Below are 15500 nucleotides of genomic sequence, written 5' to 3' on the forward strand. Positions count from 1 at the left end.
GAACTGAGCGGATTCAGTTCGGCTCGACTCGGTCTTTGACGTTCGCGAAGTACCGATCGACGTCTCCCTCGATGAACTTCTTCAGGAGCCGGGCACCGAGACTGGCAACACCGCCGGTGTAGAACAGTTCGGCCGAGTAGGAGAGATCGACCTCGCCGGTTTCGGTTTCCTGCATCTCCATCGCCGCGAGCACGTCGAAGGTACTGCCGGTCGTGGAGTCAAAGGCCTCTCCCTCCGCGATGATCCAGTCCGGTTCGTCCATCTCGACGAGTTCGAACTCCCCGTCCAGCGAGACCGAGACGTGCCCGATCCCCCGTTCGATTTCGACGGAGTAGCGCCGTTCGGTATGTCTGGTGACTTCCTGGGCTCCCGGAACCACGTCCGCGAGGTTCTGGGCATCGGAGATGAACTCCCAGAGGGTCTGTTTGTCCGTGTCGGCTCGAACGGTGTCCGTGAATTCGAGACTCGATCGATCGTCGTCTGTGTCAGGTGTCATGGGTGTGTTGGACCGTGTTGTTATCGCTGCTGCCAGGGGGTGAGCCAGTCGCCGATCTCCTCCGGGCCGTGGACGAAGACCAGGCCGAGCACGTTGATCGAGAACAGGGCCACGTACAGCTCCAGGATCTTGAACTGCTGCCAGGAAGTCCAGATCACATAGCCCAGGCCGCTGTCCGCCGCGACCATCTCGATGATGACCAGGAGGACCACGGCGATGCCCAGCCCGAGGCTCAGTCCGCTCGCGACCTGTGGGAGGATGCTCGGCAGGACGACCTCCCGGTAGATGGCCAGGCGACCGGCCCCGTTGTCCCTCGCCGCGGCGATGTACTGGCCTTCGATCTGTGTCACGGCGTCCATGGTGTTGATCGTCACCAGGAGGAACACCGCGAGTGCCATCGTGAGGATCCGGGCCGTCTCGCTGACGCCGAAGATCGAGAACATCACCGGCAGGATGGCGATCTTCGGAAGCGGGTAGAGCACACTCAGATGCGGGTCGAGAATCGCCCGCACGCCGCCGTTCCGACCGGCGAGCAGTCCCATCGTCACTCCACTCGCCGTTCCCAGCAGTCCGCCGAGGAGGACCCGCCGGAGGCTCGCGAGGAGATGGGTCAGAAAGTCCCCGTGAACGTAGAGTTCGACGGCCAGCCCGAGAACGGCCGTGGGCGGTGGGAAGAAACGGGCGTCGATGAGCCCGCCACGCGCGGCGGCCTCCCAGCCGATCGCCAGCACCACAAACGGCCCCAGTAACAACAGGAGCCGGCTGCTAGAGCGTCGAGCGGCCGTCATTCCTGGCCTGCCGTGTCGTTGACGACCGTATCGAGGATCGACCAGACCCGGTTCTGAAGCTCCTCGAACCGGGCGAAATCGAGGTTCTCCCTGGTCCGTGGCCGATCGAGGTCGATGTCGATCACCTCGGCGATCTGCCCCGGCCGGTCGGTCATGACCCCGAGCCGATCGCCCAGACGGACGGCCTCCTCGATGTCGTGGGTGACATACACCACTGTCTTCGGCCGTTCGCGCCACAGCCGGATCAGCTCCGCCTGGAGCCCTCGTTTGGTCTGGGCGTCCAGATCGCCGAAGGGCTCGTCCATCAGCAGGACCTCCGGATCGTTGGCGAAGGCCCGGGCGATGTCCACCCGCTGTTTCATGCCGCCCGATAGCTGATGGGGGTAGGCGTCCTCGAACCCGTCGAGGTTCACCTTTCGAATGTACTCCCGGGCGATCTCCCGGCGTTTCTGAGTCGGCACGTCCCGCATCTTGAGCCCGAAAGCCACGTTCTCGAGGACCGTCTTCCAGGGGAAGATCCCCTTCTCCTGAAAGACGAGTCGGGACTTGGGGCGATCGGCTGCGGACTCCTCGATCTCGATCGTGCCGGCGTCGGGTTCGAGCAGTCCGCTGAGTCCCCTGAGAAACGTGGACTTCCCACAGCCCGAGGGCCCGAGCAGACAGAAGAACTCCCGGTCCCGGACCGAGAGGTCCATCCCGTCGAGGGCCTGGACGGTCGTGCCGTTGGACTGGTAGGCCATCGTCAGGCCCTCGACGCGAATCCGAACCTGTCCGGCCGGCTCCGGTTGCTCCGTGGCCGGGGTCGGTCCGTCGCTGTGGGCGCGCTCGGGTGGGATCATCGGGCAGGTCAACAACTCGAATCGGTGGGGAATTCAGTCGGGGTTCGGCGCTCGCCCACGGGCGGATAGGGGGTCAGCGCGTTCTCGCCCCACTGTTCGATCGTTTCCACGTCCGGTCTGGCGGCCTCATCATCGAGTCGGCCGACCGTATCGAGGGCCGATTCCAGGAACGTCTCGTCGATCACGTCCCCGATGGGCACCGTCTCGTCGACGTTGCCCCGACAGGCGTAGAACGCCTGCTGGTTCTCGACGCTGTCGGCGTTGAGGTGACCGTTCTTGTGTGGGAGCGAGGGGATCGAGGCCTGGATCGCCGCTTTGGGCAGATCGAAGGTGTCACTGACGATCGTCGCGACCTCCTCGCTGGGGAACCCGCCGAGTTCGTAGTACTCCCGAACGCCTTCGAGATACGCCTCGACCCAGCGAGTCGCCACCTCCGGGCGCTCCTCGGCAAACGGCCCGCCGAACAGGTAAGCCCCGATCTGCATCCGTGGGGCGACCATGGAGGCATAGCCCAGTTGGGTCGCATCCGCCTGGTCGGCGACCTGCAGCCCGAGGGGGTCCGGAATCGAACAGGCGTCGATCTGTCCCTCGGCCATCGTCACGGGCATGTTGTTGTAGAGGACCTCGGTGGTCGAAACGTCCTCCCAGGTCATGTCGTTCAGTTCGAGAATGCGGCCCCAGACATACGAGTCGACGTTGCCCGAGCCGTGCAGGCCGATCGTGAGGCCTTCTGGCAGGTCGTAGATCGAGTCGGTGTCCGGAACGGCCGCCGAGCGGGCCCAGATCCGGTTCGCCGAGGGCTGGCCCGGCCAGTACTGGGTCTGGTCCGCGACGACCCGGATGTCGATGTCCTGGGCCACGGAGTTGAAGAGACTGGCCCCGATCGAGCCGGTGGCGACGTCCAGGTCGCCGCTTGCGAGTTGTGGGGTCGCCTTCGGGGCACTCTGGATTCGCTTCACTTCGAGTTCGATATTCCGGTCCTCGAAGTAGCCGCGATCGCGGGCGATCAGGATCTCCGCGACTGCGGGGATCGTTAGCGTGCCGAAGGTGACTGTATCGGGGCCGCCATCGACCGCTCCGAGACAGCCGCCGAGGGCTGTCGCGGTGGCCACACCGGCACTGGCGAGGTACGCCCGTCGCGAGAGCCCCCGGCTCCGCCGCGTGTCATCGACTGATTCCGATACGGGTCCGTCCATGACATCGGGTAGTTTCCCTGTGACCGAAACAATCCACCTGCATTTTCCAGCCTTTTTTCCACTCCCCTACTTCAAGGACAGCCATTTGCTCGCCTCGCTTTAAGTACTCGGCCCGTGCCTGCCCCGGTCACGGTCCCAGCACGGGCTGGTCATCGAGGGTCTCCCACGGGATCAGCGACTGGCGAAGGCGAGCGAGGCCGTCGGTGACCGAGATGCCAACCAGGCCGATGACGACGAGGGTGGCATAGAGGTCCGGCAGCACCGAGGCCTGCCAGGAGATCCAGAGCACGTATCCCAGGCCGTCGTTTCCGGCGACGAACTCCACGGCCGTGACGATCAACAGGGACATGCTCAGGCCGAGTCTGAGCCCGACGAACACGAGCGGGAGGGCCCCGGGAAGCCACACTTCCCGGAGCTGGGCCAGTCGGGATCTGGCGCCGTTGTCCCTGGCTACTTCGACGTAGACCGGGTCGATGGCCTTCGCGCCGTTGCGTGCGTTCCAGACGATCAGGATAAAGGAGCCGACCGCGCCCGTAAACACCAGCGCGGCCTCCGTACTCCCCACGACGAGGATGAGAAGCGGGAAGAGCGCGATGACCGGGAGTGCGAAGATCGCGGAGATAACCGGCGAGAGGACGGCCCGAATCCGCTTGTTGGCGGCCATCGCGAACCCGATCGGGATGCCAAAGAGCGCGGAACTTCCGGCCGCCAGGCCCGTCCGCCTGAGGGTCGCAACGACGTGCCCCTGGAAGTTCGCCTCGGTGAGGAGGTGGAGTGTTCGCTGGCCGATTTCTACCGGTGGCGGGACGAAGGTCGGATCGAGGAGGCCGGCACTGACTGCCCCCTGCCAGAGAAGCACGGGGACCGCAAGCGAGAGCGCGCGAGTCAGTTTCGGCCCGACCATCGGTTATTCGGTGATCTCGATTGTCATGTGCAGGCCCGGGAGCGGCCGGATGGGGTGGTTGTCGAGATAGGAGAGGTGTGGTGTCAACTCGAAGTTGGGTTCCTCGTCTTTCACGTCGAAGAAGCTGGGATAGACGTCGATGAAGTGATAGCCCGGCTGGCCGCTGGCGGTGATCTCGGTCTTTGCGGTCCGGGCCTCGAGCCCACAGACATAGCCGATGGGCTTGTTGTCATAGACGAAGTAGTAGGCGTTCTCGTAGGTCGGCCACCCGATACCGCTCAGTTCGATCTCGACGGTCTCGCCCTGCTCGGCGGTCTGTGGGCTCACCTCGAGGATGTCCGCCTGCATCATGAAGCCGGTCGTGGCGACGGACTCGCCATCGATTTTGGCGGCGATCGGTCGGGTCGAGCCCTTGTCCTGTGGAATGGTGATCTCCTCCTGGAAGCGGCCGTCCTCGTCGGTGGTGACCGTGGGCAGGACCTCGGGGAGTGGGTCGGGCCGGATCGGGATGTCCTTGACCCGGTGCCCGGAGTGTGAGTGCCAGACGAGATCGACCTCGGTGTTCGCGGGGAAGTCCGTGCCCGTGATGACCGCGTCGGTCCCCGGCTGGCCGGACTGGGGCGTGATGTCGATCGTGGCGTCGTGTTCGACTTCGGGGTCGGGGACGTGGACCTGGAGTGGGGACTCGTCGAACAGTTCCTCGACCCAGTAGCCCCCGAGTTCGGAGTCCGGTTCGGTGACCTCGACGTCGAACTGGTACTGTCGCCCGGCGGCGACCTCGCCGAACGGCGACTGGGTGTTGTTCTGCATGAACGGCACGCCGCGATAGTTGCGCCAGACCTGGATCTGGTGGCTCCCCACGGGGCCGGCCGCACGGATGCGAGCCGTGGCCGTGCCGTGATTTTTCACGCCGGTGATGAACCCGACCATGCCGTTGTCCCAGGTGAGCTGGTAGTTGCTCTCGACGACGTTCGGGCCGATGCCGTAGCCCGTGACGGTGAAAAAGCCGCCGAGGGGGACTTCAGTCTCCTGGACCTCGAAGTACGGGCGGATGCGAACGGCGGCCTTCGCGATCGTCTCGTCGTCGCCGTTCCGGACCTCGATCTTGTGTTCCCCGCCGTAGTCCTTGGGGATCGTCCACTCCTCGGAGAACTTCCCCTGGTCGTCAGTCTGGGCCGTGAGCGCGTGGATGGTCCGGGGACGATACTGGGCCCCGGTGACCTCGTTGCCCTGCAACACGCCCCATTTCCCCTTGATGGTCCGCCAGAACACGTCGAGTTCCTCGTTTTCGGGCAGGTTGAGCCCACGAATCGTGAGCGTGTCGTGGACGTAGGCCTCCTCGTCGCTGAGGATGAGGGTGCCACTCGCGCCCTGGCTCTGTTGACGGCGCTCCGAAAGCCGGTCTGTAACCTCATTGGATAGTCCGTCGTCTCCCATAGCTCGAAAGCCGGTTCCGCCGGCGAAAGGGATTCGTCTGAAATATGCAGGGTTTTAGGCAGTCCCGGGCCGCTAATAGCGGGATACAGGCGCAAAACCCACGACTTCAGTCGTGGGATACGCGCCGTAAGCTTGAGTGAGCAACCGGATGTAGCAGATTCCGTGCGTGGAAAACTGGCAGTTGACTCGGTGTCTGCCACGGCGAGAGCCGCCACCAAACATGTGAGCCGAACACGCCGACCGACACAAAACAAGATACCTCGAAGCCCCACACGGGGTACGAGTACCGGCTTCGTGGCGGAGCCAGTGCCGTCGGTCACAAAGCTTAGATTCCCACCCTTCAGGATTGACCTGCCCGGCCAACACCGGGTGGGAAGCCCTCGACGTTAGTCGTGGGCGCACGTCACCTCCCTTTGTTGCTCGCGCCCAGTATCGCGGGGATGATCTTGGACTCAGCAGCCCGGAGCCGCTGGGAGACTGCCGACTTCGAGATTCCCAGTTCCTCGGCGATCTCCTCGAGGTGGCCACCGCGGGGTGACGTGTAGTGGCCCTTCTCGTGGGCGACCCGCAGGGCCTCCCACTGCTTTTTCGTCAGGTTGCCGACCTCGATCGAGAGGGGTTCGGAGTACTCGTTCTCGGGGTCGACGATCGTGATCGTTTCGACGTCCGGTCCCATTGATCCATACTGCTGGATGATTTTTCGCAGGGCCGCCCGATCCGCGATCCGGAAGGTCACGTAGAGGGGCGGATCGCTATCCGACATGCAGACCACCGCGTCCGACGGTCGTCGGGTGGGCACGTCCGTTCCTGGTCGGTCCCCCACCCGCCCGACGCGTCCGGGCCGTCCACAGCTTCGGGCACATACTCGATCGGACGGCCCACTGGCCCCTGTAGTTTAACCTGTACTTTCCTCCGCTTCAAAAAGTGACTACCCCGATAGCTGGCCGACGAGTTTGCGGGCCAGCCGGGATTCGACGGCCTTGAGTCGCTGGGAGATCGCCGACTTCGAGACGTCCAGGCGGTCGGCCAGCACCTCCAGGTCGGCCTGGCGTGGGGAGTCATAGTAGCCAGTCTCCACGGCGACCTCCAGGGCTTCGAGTTGCTTCTCGGTGATCTCGGAGGTGTCGATCTGGATCGAGCCCCCCGAGTCGGGGGCGGACTGGGTGATGCTGTTGACACTCACCGCGGAACCGGTGGTCCGCAGCCGACTGATGAGATCCCGAAGCGTCTCGCGGTCCGGAATCTGGACGGTGACGATGACCTTCTGCCGGTTGGTCCGCTCGAAGGTCGGGATGCAGTCGACCTGGTGGAACTGGAGACAGAAACAGCCGGGGGTGATCGCCGCGCGCTTGAACTGGCTCTCACCCTCGCTCCCGTCCGCGGCCATCGCGGTGTTGCAGGTCCCGTGGTCGTGGGTGCCCTGGCAGGTGTTCTCCGAGCAGTCCGATTCGAAGGTGAGGTTCTGTTCGAGGGAGTCGACCTCCTCGGTCCCCTCGAATAGCGGGCACTCCATCTCCTGTTCGGGTTCGATGGCCAGGGTCGCGACGAGTGGCGGACCGGTCGACGATTCGCCGGGAACCGCGGTGTGGGTGTGTTGGGAGGACATATTTGCAGAGGGTTGTGAATACCGTGGGACCTGTCAGACGAGTCTACACTATCCAGTTATTTAAGTGGGTTTCCGATTTCTACGACCATGGAATTGGGGGTTATCGAGTCGCGGAAGCGCGGGAAAAGGCCCCGGTCACAAGCTTGGATTCGGCGGCTTTCAGCCGCTGGCTGAGTGCCGACTTCGAGATGTCCAGGCGGTCGGCCAGTTCGCCCAGCGAAACCTCGCGGGGGGTCTCGTAGTAGCCGGCCGCGACCGCCGCGGTGATCGCCTGGCGCTGTTTCTGGGTGAGTTCGTAGAGATCGAGGGTGACGAACTTCTGTCGGTCCCGCTCGTCCTGGGTGTCCACGCGCTTGAGCCGTCGGACCGAGACGCTCTCGACGGCCGCCCGGAGGTCCGCGATCAGGCCGCTCAGTCGCTCGCGATCGGTCAGATAGGTCTTCATGAGGACCGTCGAGCCGTCGCTCTCGGTGACCTGGGGGACACAGCCGTACTTGACGAAAACCGGGCAGGCACAGTCGGGTTCGATCTGCGTTTCGATGTGTTCGACCGTGGTGCACTCGTGGGGACACGAACAGTAGGAGTCGGTCATCTTCGCGTCCAGGTGACAGCGCTTTTGCCCGACCTGGTGGCGGATGTCGACGATGGACTCCTCGAACCGGCAGAGCGGACAGGGGTGTGTGTCGGCGAGTTCGACGTCGAGTTCGACGAAGAGCCGCTGGGTGCTGCGATCACCCTGGGCCCGGGTCGCTCCCGCGACGTCGTTTGCCATCACCCAATCTTCATTTCCGTTTCCTTAATGTTCGATGGGTTTTCCCACAAACCTGGAACGACTGCAAGAGCGCGGTGTGGTGGGACCTGGGATGACACCGCGATTGTGCGCACCGACACCGCACTCAGCCCTCACCGTAGCGCATTTCGAGTCGCGTGCTCAATCGGCCGTCAACGATCTCCCAGACGAGGCCGATCGGGTTCGTGTATTCGGGTTCGAAGGGGTAGTAAACGTAGTCCTCGTCAGGTGAGTCCCGCTCCTGGTAGTGGTCCAGGCCGTCGACGTGGTCGTTTTCGTGACGATGCCACCCACAATCGAATCCCGAGCTATCGTGGTAGTGAATTCGATACCAGTATGCATCACTGTCGGGCTGGGGCCACCAGTTCAGCGTCACGGTGGCAGCAGCGACATCGAGGATTCCGTCCCCGTAGATGTTCGGATCCAGTTCACCCACGAGTTCTTCGTCGACACCGGTTGTGCTTGACTCGAATCGAACGTTCGTGGTCCCTGGGATCTTTCGCAGGTTGGTCGCCATCGCGGTCAGTGCCCGCTCGCGGGTCCCCCCGATTGGGTGGTCGAAGGGATTCCGGCCGGGTGTCGGTGGGGCCGGCATTACGCTATCGCCCGTTCTCGGCTGAACTCGTCGTAGCGCTCCAGGGCCTCTTCGAGGACGTCGAGTCGGTGGACCAGGGTCTCCCACTCGGCGGCCGCTTGCTTGTACTCGCGGACCGTCTCACCGCTGGTGTCTGCCTCGGTTGCCCGCAGCCGCAGTTCGGCCGGCGTTTCGACCCCATAGCGGGTTTTGGTCGTCGCGATCTGGTCCTGGGTCGTCGCGATCCGATCCATGAGCGTGTCCCGATCGAACTGTTCGACGTACTGGGCGACCGCCGTGAACCGTCGGTATGCGCGATCGAGTTGGTACTTCGTGACGCCGCGGGCTTCAGTCGTCGCGACAACTCCCAGGGTGGTCAGGCTGGCGAGGTGGTCACGAGCGGTCTGTTCCGCGACGGCCGCTTCCTCGGCCACCCACGCCGCAGTTCGGGGCTGATCGAGCGTGAGTGCGATTTCGATCACACGATCGATCGCCTTGGTCTGGGCCGTCCACTCCTCGCTGCCTGGCGGGGAACCAGATGTCTCGCGCGCGCCCGTGACTTCTTTCATGCTCACCATGTCGGATCCGATTTGATATTGGTCGCCCGAGACTAATTATCTTTGGATGGGAATGAAATAGTTGAGTTCCACGAGTCGGGGTTTCGAGTTGGGGTAACGAACTCGTTTTCCATCACTCTCACCCGCCTGGCTCCAGACGCCCGCGACAGGCCCGCAGCGGTCCGTGTGAACCGTTGCCAGACCGAGACGGCCACACAAAGCATTTATAGCAGTCTTTCCTTTGTTCGACTACCCCTACCCACTCCCATAGCTGGCAGGGAGCCGTTCGCATGGAAACATGCAGACGGGAAATCAGTCAGCACGAACGATAATCATGACAAGCAATAACGGAAAACTCCGCGCCCTCTTCCTTGCGGCGCTGATGGTGCTCTCCATTACGGTGGGCAGTATCGCGTTTGCAGGTGGAGCGGCTGCGGCAGCCCAGAGCGTTTCGGAGACCTCAACAGGTCCCTATGCGCCTGGCGATTCTGTCGATTTCGATGTAGAGGCCGGTTCAAACACTAATACGATTACTGTGTGGGTTGACGATGATGGAAACGGCCAGTATGATGACGAGCCCACGGTTGAGGTAACCCCATCTGAGGCCGGCGAAACTGTATCGGGTACCGTAGCAGTTGCATCAGATGCTAGCACTGCCCCGGACACGGCAACTCTTGCTGCTGTTGAGAGCGCAAGTGCCGATTTGACCTCTGGCACAACGTCGCCTGATGTAACAAGTGGAACGTTTGAGATTGACGCTACTGCTCCTTCGACATCCGATTCGGCAGTGGTTGACGCGAGTACTGTTACTGTCTCATTTGACGAGGAAGTCAACTCCTTGACGAATGGTGACGGCTTCAGTCTTGCCGACGATGACACCGATGCGGAAATTTCTGTCTCGTCCGTCAGTGGGAACGGGACCGACACACTGACGCTATCGCTGGCAGAACCTCTCGCCGCTGACGATTCGCACACACCAACCATCGCGGGGGGCACTGTTGAAGACGTTCTCGGCAATACGGCCGATGGTAAGCTGACGGCGACGAGTGTCACCTACACGACGGGTGGCTTCGACCCGGCAGCAAACTACTGGCAGGGTGAGGAGTTCGACTACACCGGACTGGAAGCAGACGCTCCCTACACCATTGAGCGTGTAATCGAAACTGCCCCTGATGGTTCGCCGACGGACACAGAATTTGTCCGCGAGCGCTACGCAGACAGTAGCGGAAAAATCACGATTGACACGGAAGGCCTTCAGGGCAAGTTCGTCCTCCGTGGTGACGGTATCGAAACCACCGCACCGGGAGACGTCTGGCAGGTTGCTCCGCAGGACCTCTCCATCGAAGCTGACGACGGAGAAGTTCAGCTGGACAACTCCGAAGAATTGACGATTGAGTCCGAGCGTGGCTCGTGGAGTATGGATGTTACCGCGAGCGGCCTCGACGACTCCGAACTTGAAAGCCTGTTTGAGGGTACGGACGGCTTTACCGTGGCCGACGCCTCGGTCACTGATGATGAAGACGGCATCACGCTGACTGACGTCCGCCCCACGACCTACGACCTGACGCCGGACACGGACAACATTGACACTGGCGAGTACAATCTGGAATTCGAAGTTCCGGACTCTGGTGTCGAAGAATCCCTTAACATCTCTGTCACTGAGGGTGGCGAGGGCTCTGTGAGCCTGGCTACCTCCTCGGTTGAGGTTGCACAGGGCGACGTTGCCGCGATCACGGTTGAGCTCTCCGAGACCGACGAGGGCACGCTCCTGATCGGCAACCACGACGACGACGGCTACCAACTGAACATGACCGTAACCGATGACGGTGACGATCAGGTTACGGTCTACTTCGACACGGACGCTGCTGGCCAGTCGAACGATGTGTGGGTGGACACTGCTGACGAGGATGACGAGTACACAGTGGAGTCCAGCACCAACGACTGGGACGAACTGACGTCTGTCCTGGACACTGGAAACTACGAGCTCGCGACGGTTGACGGCAACTACCAGGACGCCATGGATGAGCCGGACGATGTCGGTACGCTCTACGTTTCCGAGCGCTCGACTGACTCACTGGCAACCTGGACAGCCTCGTCCAGTAATGCAGGCGACCTTGAATCGGTTAGTGACGTTTCCTCCGCGGTTGAGGACGGCACGCTGACCGAATCGAGTGAGTTCGCCATTGGCAGTACGAGTGACAAGATGGTCACTCAGATCTCCGCCACTGGCCTCGAAGGCCTCGTGATGGAGGACGAAGACTCCGTTGATGAAGACGGCGTCGTGACGAAGTCCGACTTCACTGCGGCCCTCGAAAGCTACTACGAAGGCGACACGTACGATAGCGCAAGCGGCTTCAGCCTCGCGCTGGAACAGCTGAACCCTGGCTCCAACCAGGACGCTAATACGTTCGACTTCGACAGCAACACAAACGCCATCGACAAAGTCTTCTACGACGGTGAAGGCAACTGGTACGTTGTTGTTGACATCGACACCGTTTCCTCCAACCTCGGTGGCAGCGGTGACGGTGAAATGGTCGACGGCGACGAGTACGAACTGAGCTTCGATCTGCAGGACTCCCACCTGCTCGATGCTTCGGGCGACTGGGATGACGACGGCACTGATGTCTACGAGTCCCTGACAACCGAGTTCAGCGTCGCTGACGCTGATGCTGAATTCGATGTCTCGGAAGTCGACGGTGACGATTACGTCGTTGCCGAAGCTGCCGAAAACCAGACGGTCTCTGGCACAACCAACATCGCGCCGGGTACGGAAGTTCGCGTCCGCCTAACCGGTACTGGTGACGCGACCTTCGTGGAGTCGAACACTGAAGTCGTCGTCCAGGAGGACGGCACCTTCAGCACGACCTTCGACCTCAGCGAGCGTGCAGCCGGTGAGGAATTCGAGGCAACCGTTCGCGGTGGCCCGCTTCCGACCGGTGACAACCTGGTGACTGCGGACGGTCTGATCCAGGAGGCTCAGCCGACGCAGACGACGACTGAGCAGACTACGGAACAGACCACGACGGAAACGACGGAGACCACGACTGAGGAACCCGCCGACACGACCACGGAGGCTCCGGCCGACACGACGACCGAAGCCCCCACGGAAACCCCGACTGAGACGCCCGGCTTCACCATGGGCCTGGCCCTCGTCGCACTGCTCGGCGCTGCGCTCCTCGCACTCCGCCGTAGCAACTAACTAGCTAACTACGACTGACCGGCGTTACCGGTCACTTCGACCTCCAACCCTGGGGGTCGATTTACCCCTACCCAACTTTTCATTTTTCACGCCCGAAAGCGACAGCTGTGGCACCCGATGATTCGACTGCGTTCCTCGCTATCAACTCGGGCTGCTGGGCCAGCGCTACCCCGCGAGCGTCTGAGCTACTGATCACGAATACGAAGCAGTCGGTCAATTCCGAATGGGTAGCGCGATGAAACACAACCGGATCGCTCCGTGACGAATCGGTGGTGGGCTTTGCCTGCCGTCTCCATTGATCGCGAACCCCCATGAACAACCGGCTACCCCCCAGCACATTTCTTCTCGCCGTCCGGAGGCCTCGAAACCAAGCGATCGAATCACGAGACGTGCACCGTCGTCGTGAGTTTGGTGGGAGCTCTCTCTCGTGAAGCCAATCGAACTCCGAAGCCCCCAACAAAGACGGGCTACTTGAACCCACTTCTCCGGAGAGTTCGACCAGTGACCGACCACATTGGAGAGCGCTCGATCGAACCCACAGCAACGAGGCCGCGGCTTGTAGACACGAACCCAACTCGTAATGGGACGGACTCGGCCATGCGATGCACGGATCTCGTGTCAATCCCGTCCGTCACGAAAACCCACCAGCCGCGAACGCCCCAGGGAGCTAGACCGCGTAGCCGTCCCAGCGGGCGTAGGCCTGCACGGCCGGCGGCAGGACGATCACCGAGGCCGCAAAGGAGTAGAACACGCTCAGGGCCATCAGGAAGCCGAAGTCACCCAGCACGGGCGAGATCGCGAACGCGAGTGCGCCCGTCCCGAGCGAGGTCGTCGCCATGCTCCCCGCGAGTGCGCCGCCGGTCCCGGTGAGCGTGGTCAGCAGTGCCTCCTGCGTGTCGGTTCCGTCGCCGACCTCGTCCACGTAGCGATGGATCACGTGCACCGAATAGGCGATTCCGACCCCCATCGCGATCGAGAGGATCGTCGCGGTGACGGCGTTCAGCGCCATGTCCAGGGCCCGCATCGTGGCCAGCAACACCACGACGGCCACGACGATCGGGAAGACGTTGATGACCCCGAGCATCGGCCGCCCTTCGAGCAGCCAGTACACGACGATCAGGAAGGCCCCGGAGAGGACGATCGCCAGGATGAGACTCTGGATGGAGGACTCGAAGACGATGTCCGCGATCGCCCCGAAGACGATCGTGTCGCCGGTGGCCGTCGCCGAGAACCGGAAGTCATCGGCGAGTTTCGTCCCGTCCGTTTCGATCTCGTTCTGTGTCGCGTCGGCATCGACCGCATACGAGACGGTGGCTCCCCGCCGGTCCTCGGTCAGGTACTCCGACGCCCGATCGCTGTACGGCGAGTCCTCGAGTTCGTCGTAGATCCGTTCGAGGTTCCGATCCGGCACGCCGTTCCCGTCGATGTCGTTGCGGGCCACGAGTCTGGCAAACTCCGGATTTGCCTGGGCGTAGGACTGGATGACGGTCACGATGCTCCGGGTGTCTGCCTCCCCGTTGGGGCCGACCGCGAAGGCGTCGGGTGGGTCCGCGTTGGGTTCGACCAGCGCTTCGAGGGCGTGGTCCGCGTCGAACGGCCCTTCGACGTACACCATCACCGATTCGCTCTCCGCGGTCGCGAAGCGGTCCTCGATGAGGTTCGTGGTTTCGGTCATCGTGTACTCGCTGGGGGCGAGTCCGGCTGGAAGGTTCTCGACGTAGTCCGGCTGTTCTTCCGGCGGGAGGAAGTCCTCGGTCTCGAAGGTGTTGTCGACGCCAGCCCCGTACGCGGTGGCCCCGGCGGTCAAAAGCAGGATCACGAGGACCACCGCCACCGGGGCCCGGTTGCTGATCCGTGCCGGGACGGCGAGAATACGCCCCAGCGCCGACTCGTCACTGCTGATGGGGGTGTTGTCGAACTCCGGGAAATCGAATCGCTCCCGGAGCCGATCCGACTCGATCTTGGCGGCCGGGAGGAACACCCCGAAGATGAAGAAGGTGAACAGGATCCCGACGCCGGCCGCAAATCCCATCCGCTGGATCGGGACCAGGTCCGAGGACATGTTGGCCCCGAATCCGAAGAGGGTCGTCACGGCGACGATGACAAAGGCGACGAGGAGCTGTCCCAGTGCGACCCGCATCGATGGAAGATGGTCCCGCCCGATCGCGGTTTCCTCGCGATAGCGGTTGATGATGTGGATGCCGAAATCCACTCCCACGGCGAGTAGCAGCACCGGGACCGTGATCATCGTCAGGTCGAATGGCACGTCTGCGAACCCGAGGAAGCCAAACGTCCAGACGATGGTCATCCCGAGGGCGATCAACCCGAGTACCATGTCGATCGGGTCGCGGTAGGCGACCGCGAGAAAGCCGAGGATGAGCAACACGACGATCGGCATCACGATCGCAAGCGAGTCGTTGATGACGTTGTTCATCTCGTACTCGATCAGCCCGTCACCGATGACGAAGATCGTCGCGCTGCTGTCCTGGGCCATCGACTGGATCGACGTCTGAATGGACTGGATCTCGTCGGCCCGTTCGGGTGGCGTGTGAGTGACGACGGTTATCGCCGCGGAAGCGGTCCCCTCACGGGGGTTGAGATCCGTGCTCAGTGTTCGCTCGATGGTGGGCTGTTCGACGACCGCCTTGACGGCCTGTTCGTACTGTGTCTCGCTGGCTCGCTCGATGGCTCGTCGCTGCTCGGCGGGTGTCTCCGCGCTCGGATTGATCGCCTGGGCGATGGCGGTGGCGGGGCCCTGTGCAGCGTCCATGTACAGGTCCTCCCGTTGGTCGATCGTTTCCAGCAGGAGCAACATTTCCTGGGTGGAAGACCGCGAAAGGACGTTGTCCCCTTTCTGTACCAACTGGGTGGACTCCGAATCGGTCTCGAATGGCCCCTGGAACTCGGCCTCGATGCTATCGAGGGCCTCCTGTTCGGGTACCCCTTCGGTGAACGAGTCGAGTTGATCGGACCCGCCCATCGTCACCTGTCCCATCCCGAGACTGAAGACGGCGGTCACCAGCAGAAACCCGGCAATAACGGCTCCCGGTCGGTCGACGACGGTGTCGACGACCGTTTGCACCGCCGAGTCGATCCGCTCGCTGGCCGCCATCG

General features: G+C 62.7%; 13 protein-coding genes. 1 reads left to right on the plus strand and 12 read right to left on the minus strand.

Annotation, left to right across the window (positions count from 1 at the left end; translation table 11 throughout):
* Window positions 1–13 precede the first annotated feature (13 nt).
* The 11 genes from RH831_RS05695 to RH831_RS05745 form a co-directional block, all read right to left on the minus strand.
* Complete coding sequence (locus RH831_RS05695; RefSeq protein ID WP_310553277.1) at window positions 14–496, minus strand: SRPBCC domain-containing protein; 483 nt, start codon at window positions 494–496, stop codon at window positions 14–16.
* Window positions 497–516: 20 nt separating this feature from the next.
* Window positions 517–1284, minus strand: coding sequence for an ABC transporter permease (locus RH831_RS05700; protein ID WP_310553278.1), 768 nt, complete (start codon window positions 1282–1284; stop codon window positions 517–519).
* Window positions 1281–2123 carry an ABC transporter ATP-binding protein gene (locus tag RH831_RS05705; protein WP_310553279.1) on the minus strand — a complete coding sequence of 281 codons (843 nt, stop codon included), beginning with the start codon at window positions 2121–2123 and terminating at the stop codon, window positions 1281–1283. The genes RH831_RS05700 and RH831_RS05705 overlap by 4 nt, the downstream gene beginning before the upstream one ends.
* 8 nt (window positions 2124–2131) lie before the next feature.
* Entirely contained in the window at window positions 2132–3319 is a 1188-nt protein-coding gene (locus tag RH831_RS05710; protein ID WP_310553280.1) for an ABC transporter substrate-binding protein, read from the minus strand.
* A 127-nt stretch (window positions 3320–3446) separates the two neighbouring features.
* Entirely contained in the window at window positions 3447–4223 is a 777-nt protein-coding gene (locus tag RH831_RS05715) for an ABC transporter permease (RefSeq protein WP_310553281.1), read from the minus strand.
* A 3-nt stretch (window positions 4224–4226) separates the two neighbouring features.
* A complete protein-coding gene (locus RH831_RS05720; protein ID WP_310553282.1) occupies window positions 4227–5660 on the minus strand; it encodes a hypothetical protein in 1434 nt (477 codons plus the stop codon).
* A gap of 403 nt (window positions 5661–6063) precedes the next feature.
* Window positions 6064–6423: a helix-turn-helix domain-containing protein gene (locus tag RH831_RS05725; RefSeq protein WP_310553283.1), complete on the minus strand. Its 360-nt coding sequence runs from the start codon at window positions 6421–6423 to the stop codon at window positions 6064–6066.
* A gap of 165 nt (window positions 6424–6588) precedes the next feature.
* Window positions 6589–7266, minus strand: coding sequence for a helix-turn-helix domain-containing protein (locus RH831_RS05730; protein WP_310553284.1), 678 nt, complete (start codon window positions 7264–7266; stop codon window positions 6589–6591).
* A 100-nt stretch (window positions 7267–7366) separates the two neighbouring features.
* Window positions 7367–8038, minus strand: coding sequence for a helix-turn-helix domain-containing protein (locus RH831_RS05735; protein WP_310553285.1), 672 nt, complete (start codon window positions 8036–8038; stop codon window positions 7367–7369).
* Between the two features lie 124 nt (window positions 8039–8162).
* Entirely contained in the window at window positions 8163–8651 is a 489-nt protein-coding gene (locus RH831_RS05740; protein ID WP_071933300.1) for a hypothetical protein, read from the minus strand.
* Window positions 8651–9199 (minus strand): hypothetical protein, encoded by a 549-nt coding sequence (locus tag RH831_RS05745; RefSeq protein ID WP_071933299.1) that lies wholly within the window; start codon window positions 9197–9199, stop codon window positions 8651–8653. The genes RH831_RS05740 and RH831_RS05745 overlap by 1 nt, the downstream gene beginning before the upstream one ends.
* 322 nt (window positions 9200–9521) lie before the next feature.
* Between RH831_RS05745 and RH831_RS05750 the strand changes: the two genes are divergently transcribed.
* Complete coding sequence (locus tag RH831_RS05750; RefSeq protein WP_310553286.1) at window positions 9522–12386, plus strand: BGTF surface domain-containing protein; 2865 nt, start codon at window positions 9522–9524, stop codon at window positions 12384–12386.
* Between the two features lie 667 nt (window positions 12387–13053).
* Here RH831_RS05750 and RH831_RS05755 read toward each other — a convergent pair.
* A complete protein-coding gene (locus RH831_RS05755) occupies window positions 13054–15498 on the minus strand; it encodes an MMPL family transporter (protein ID WP_310553287.1) in 2445 nt (814 codons plus the stop codon).
* Window positions 15499–15500: the final 2 nt, after the last annotated feature.

Origin of the sequence: Halodesulfurarchaeum sp. HSR-GB (assembly GCF_031432215.1) — an archaeon.
GTDB lineage: Archaea > Halobacteriota > Halobacteria > Halobacteriales > Halobacteriaceae > Halodesulfurarchaeum.

Bases quoted from the DNA above. Each gene is read 5' to 3' on its own strand.
- RH831_RS05725 (WP_310553283.1), bottom strand. From the start codon at position 6,423: ATGTCGGATAGCGATCCGCCCCTCTACGTGACCTTCCGGATCGCGGAT.
- RH831_RS05720 (WP_310553282.1), bottom strand. From the start codon at position 5,660: ATGGGAGACGACGGACTATCCAATGAGGTTACAGACCGGCTTTCGGAG.
- RH831_RS05705 (WP_310553279.1), bottom strand. From the start codon at position 2,123: ATGATCCCACCCGAGCGCGCCCACAGCGACGGACCGACCCCGGCCACG.
- RH831_RS05715 (WP_310553281.1), bottom strand. From the start codon at position 4,223: ATGGTCGGGCCGAAACTGACTCGCGCGCTCTCGCTTGCGGTCCCCGTG.
- RH831_RS05755 (WP_310553287.1), bottom strand. From the start codon at position 15,498: ATGGCGGCCAGCGAGCGGATCGACTCGGCGGTGCAAACGGTCGTCGAC.
- RH831_RS05710 (WP_310553280.1), bottom strand. From the start codon at position 3,319: ATGGACGGACCCGTATCGGAATCAGTCGATGACACGCGGCGGAGCCGG.
- RH831_RS05750 (WP_310553286.1), top strand. From the start codon at position 9,522: ATGACAAGCAATAACGGAAAACTCCGCGCCCTCTTCCTTGCGGCGCTG.
- RH831_RS05735 (WP_310553285.1), bottom strand. From the start codon at position 8,038: ATGGCAAACGACGTCGCGGGAGCGACCCGGGCCCAGGGTGATCGCAGC.
- RH831_RS05730 (WP_310553284.1), bottom strand. From the start codon at position 7,266: ATGTCCTCCCAACACACCCACACCGCGGTTCCCGGCGAATCGTCGACC.
- RH831_RS05745 (WP_071933299.1), bottom strand. From the start codon at position 9,199: ATGAAAGAAGTCACGGGCGCGCGCGAGACATCTGGTTCCCCGCCAGGC.
- RH831_RS05740 (WP_071933300.1), bottom strand. From the start codon at position 8,651: ATGCCGGCCCCACCGACACCCGGCCGGAATCCCTTCGACCACCCAATC.
- RH831_RS05695 (WP_310553277.1), bottom strand. From the start codon at position 496: ATGACACCTGACACAGACGACGATCGATCGAGTCTCGAATTCACGGAC.
- RH831_RS05700 (WP_310553278.1), bottom strand. From the start codon at position 1,284: ATGACGGCCGCTCGACGCTCTAGCAGCCGGCTCCTGTTGTTACTGGGG.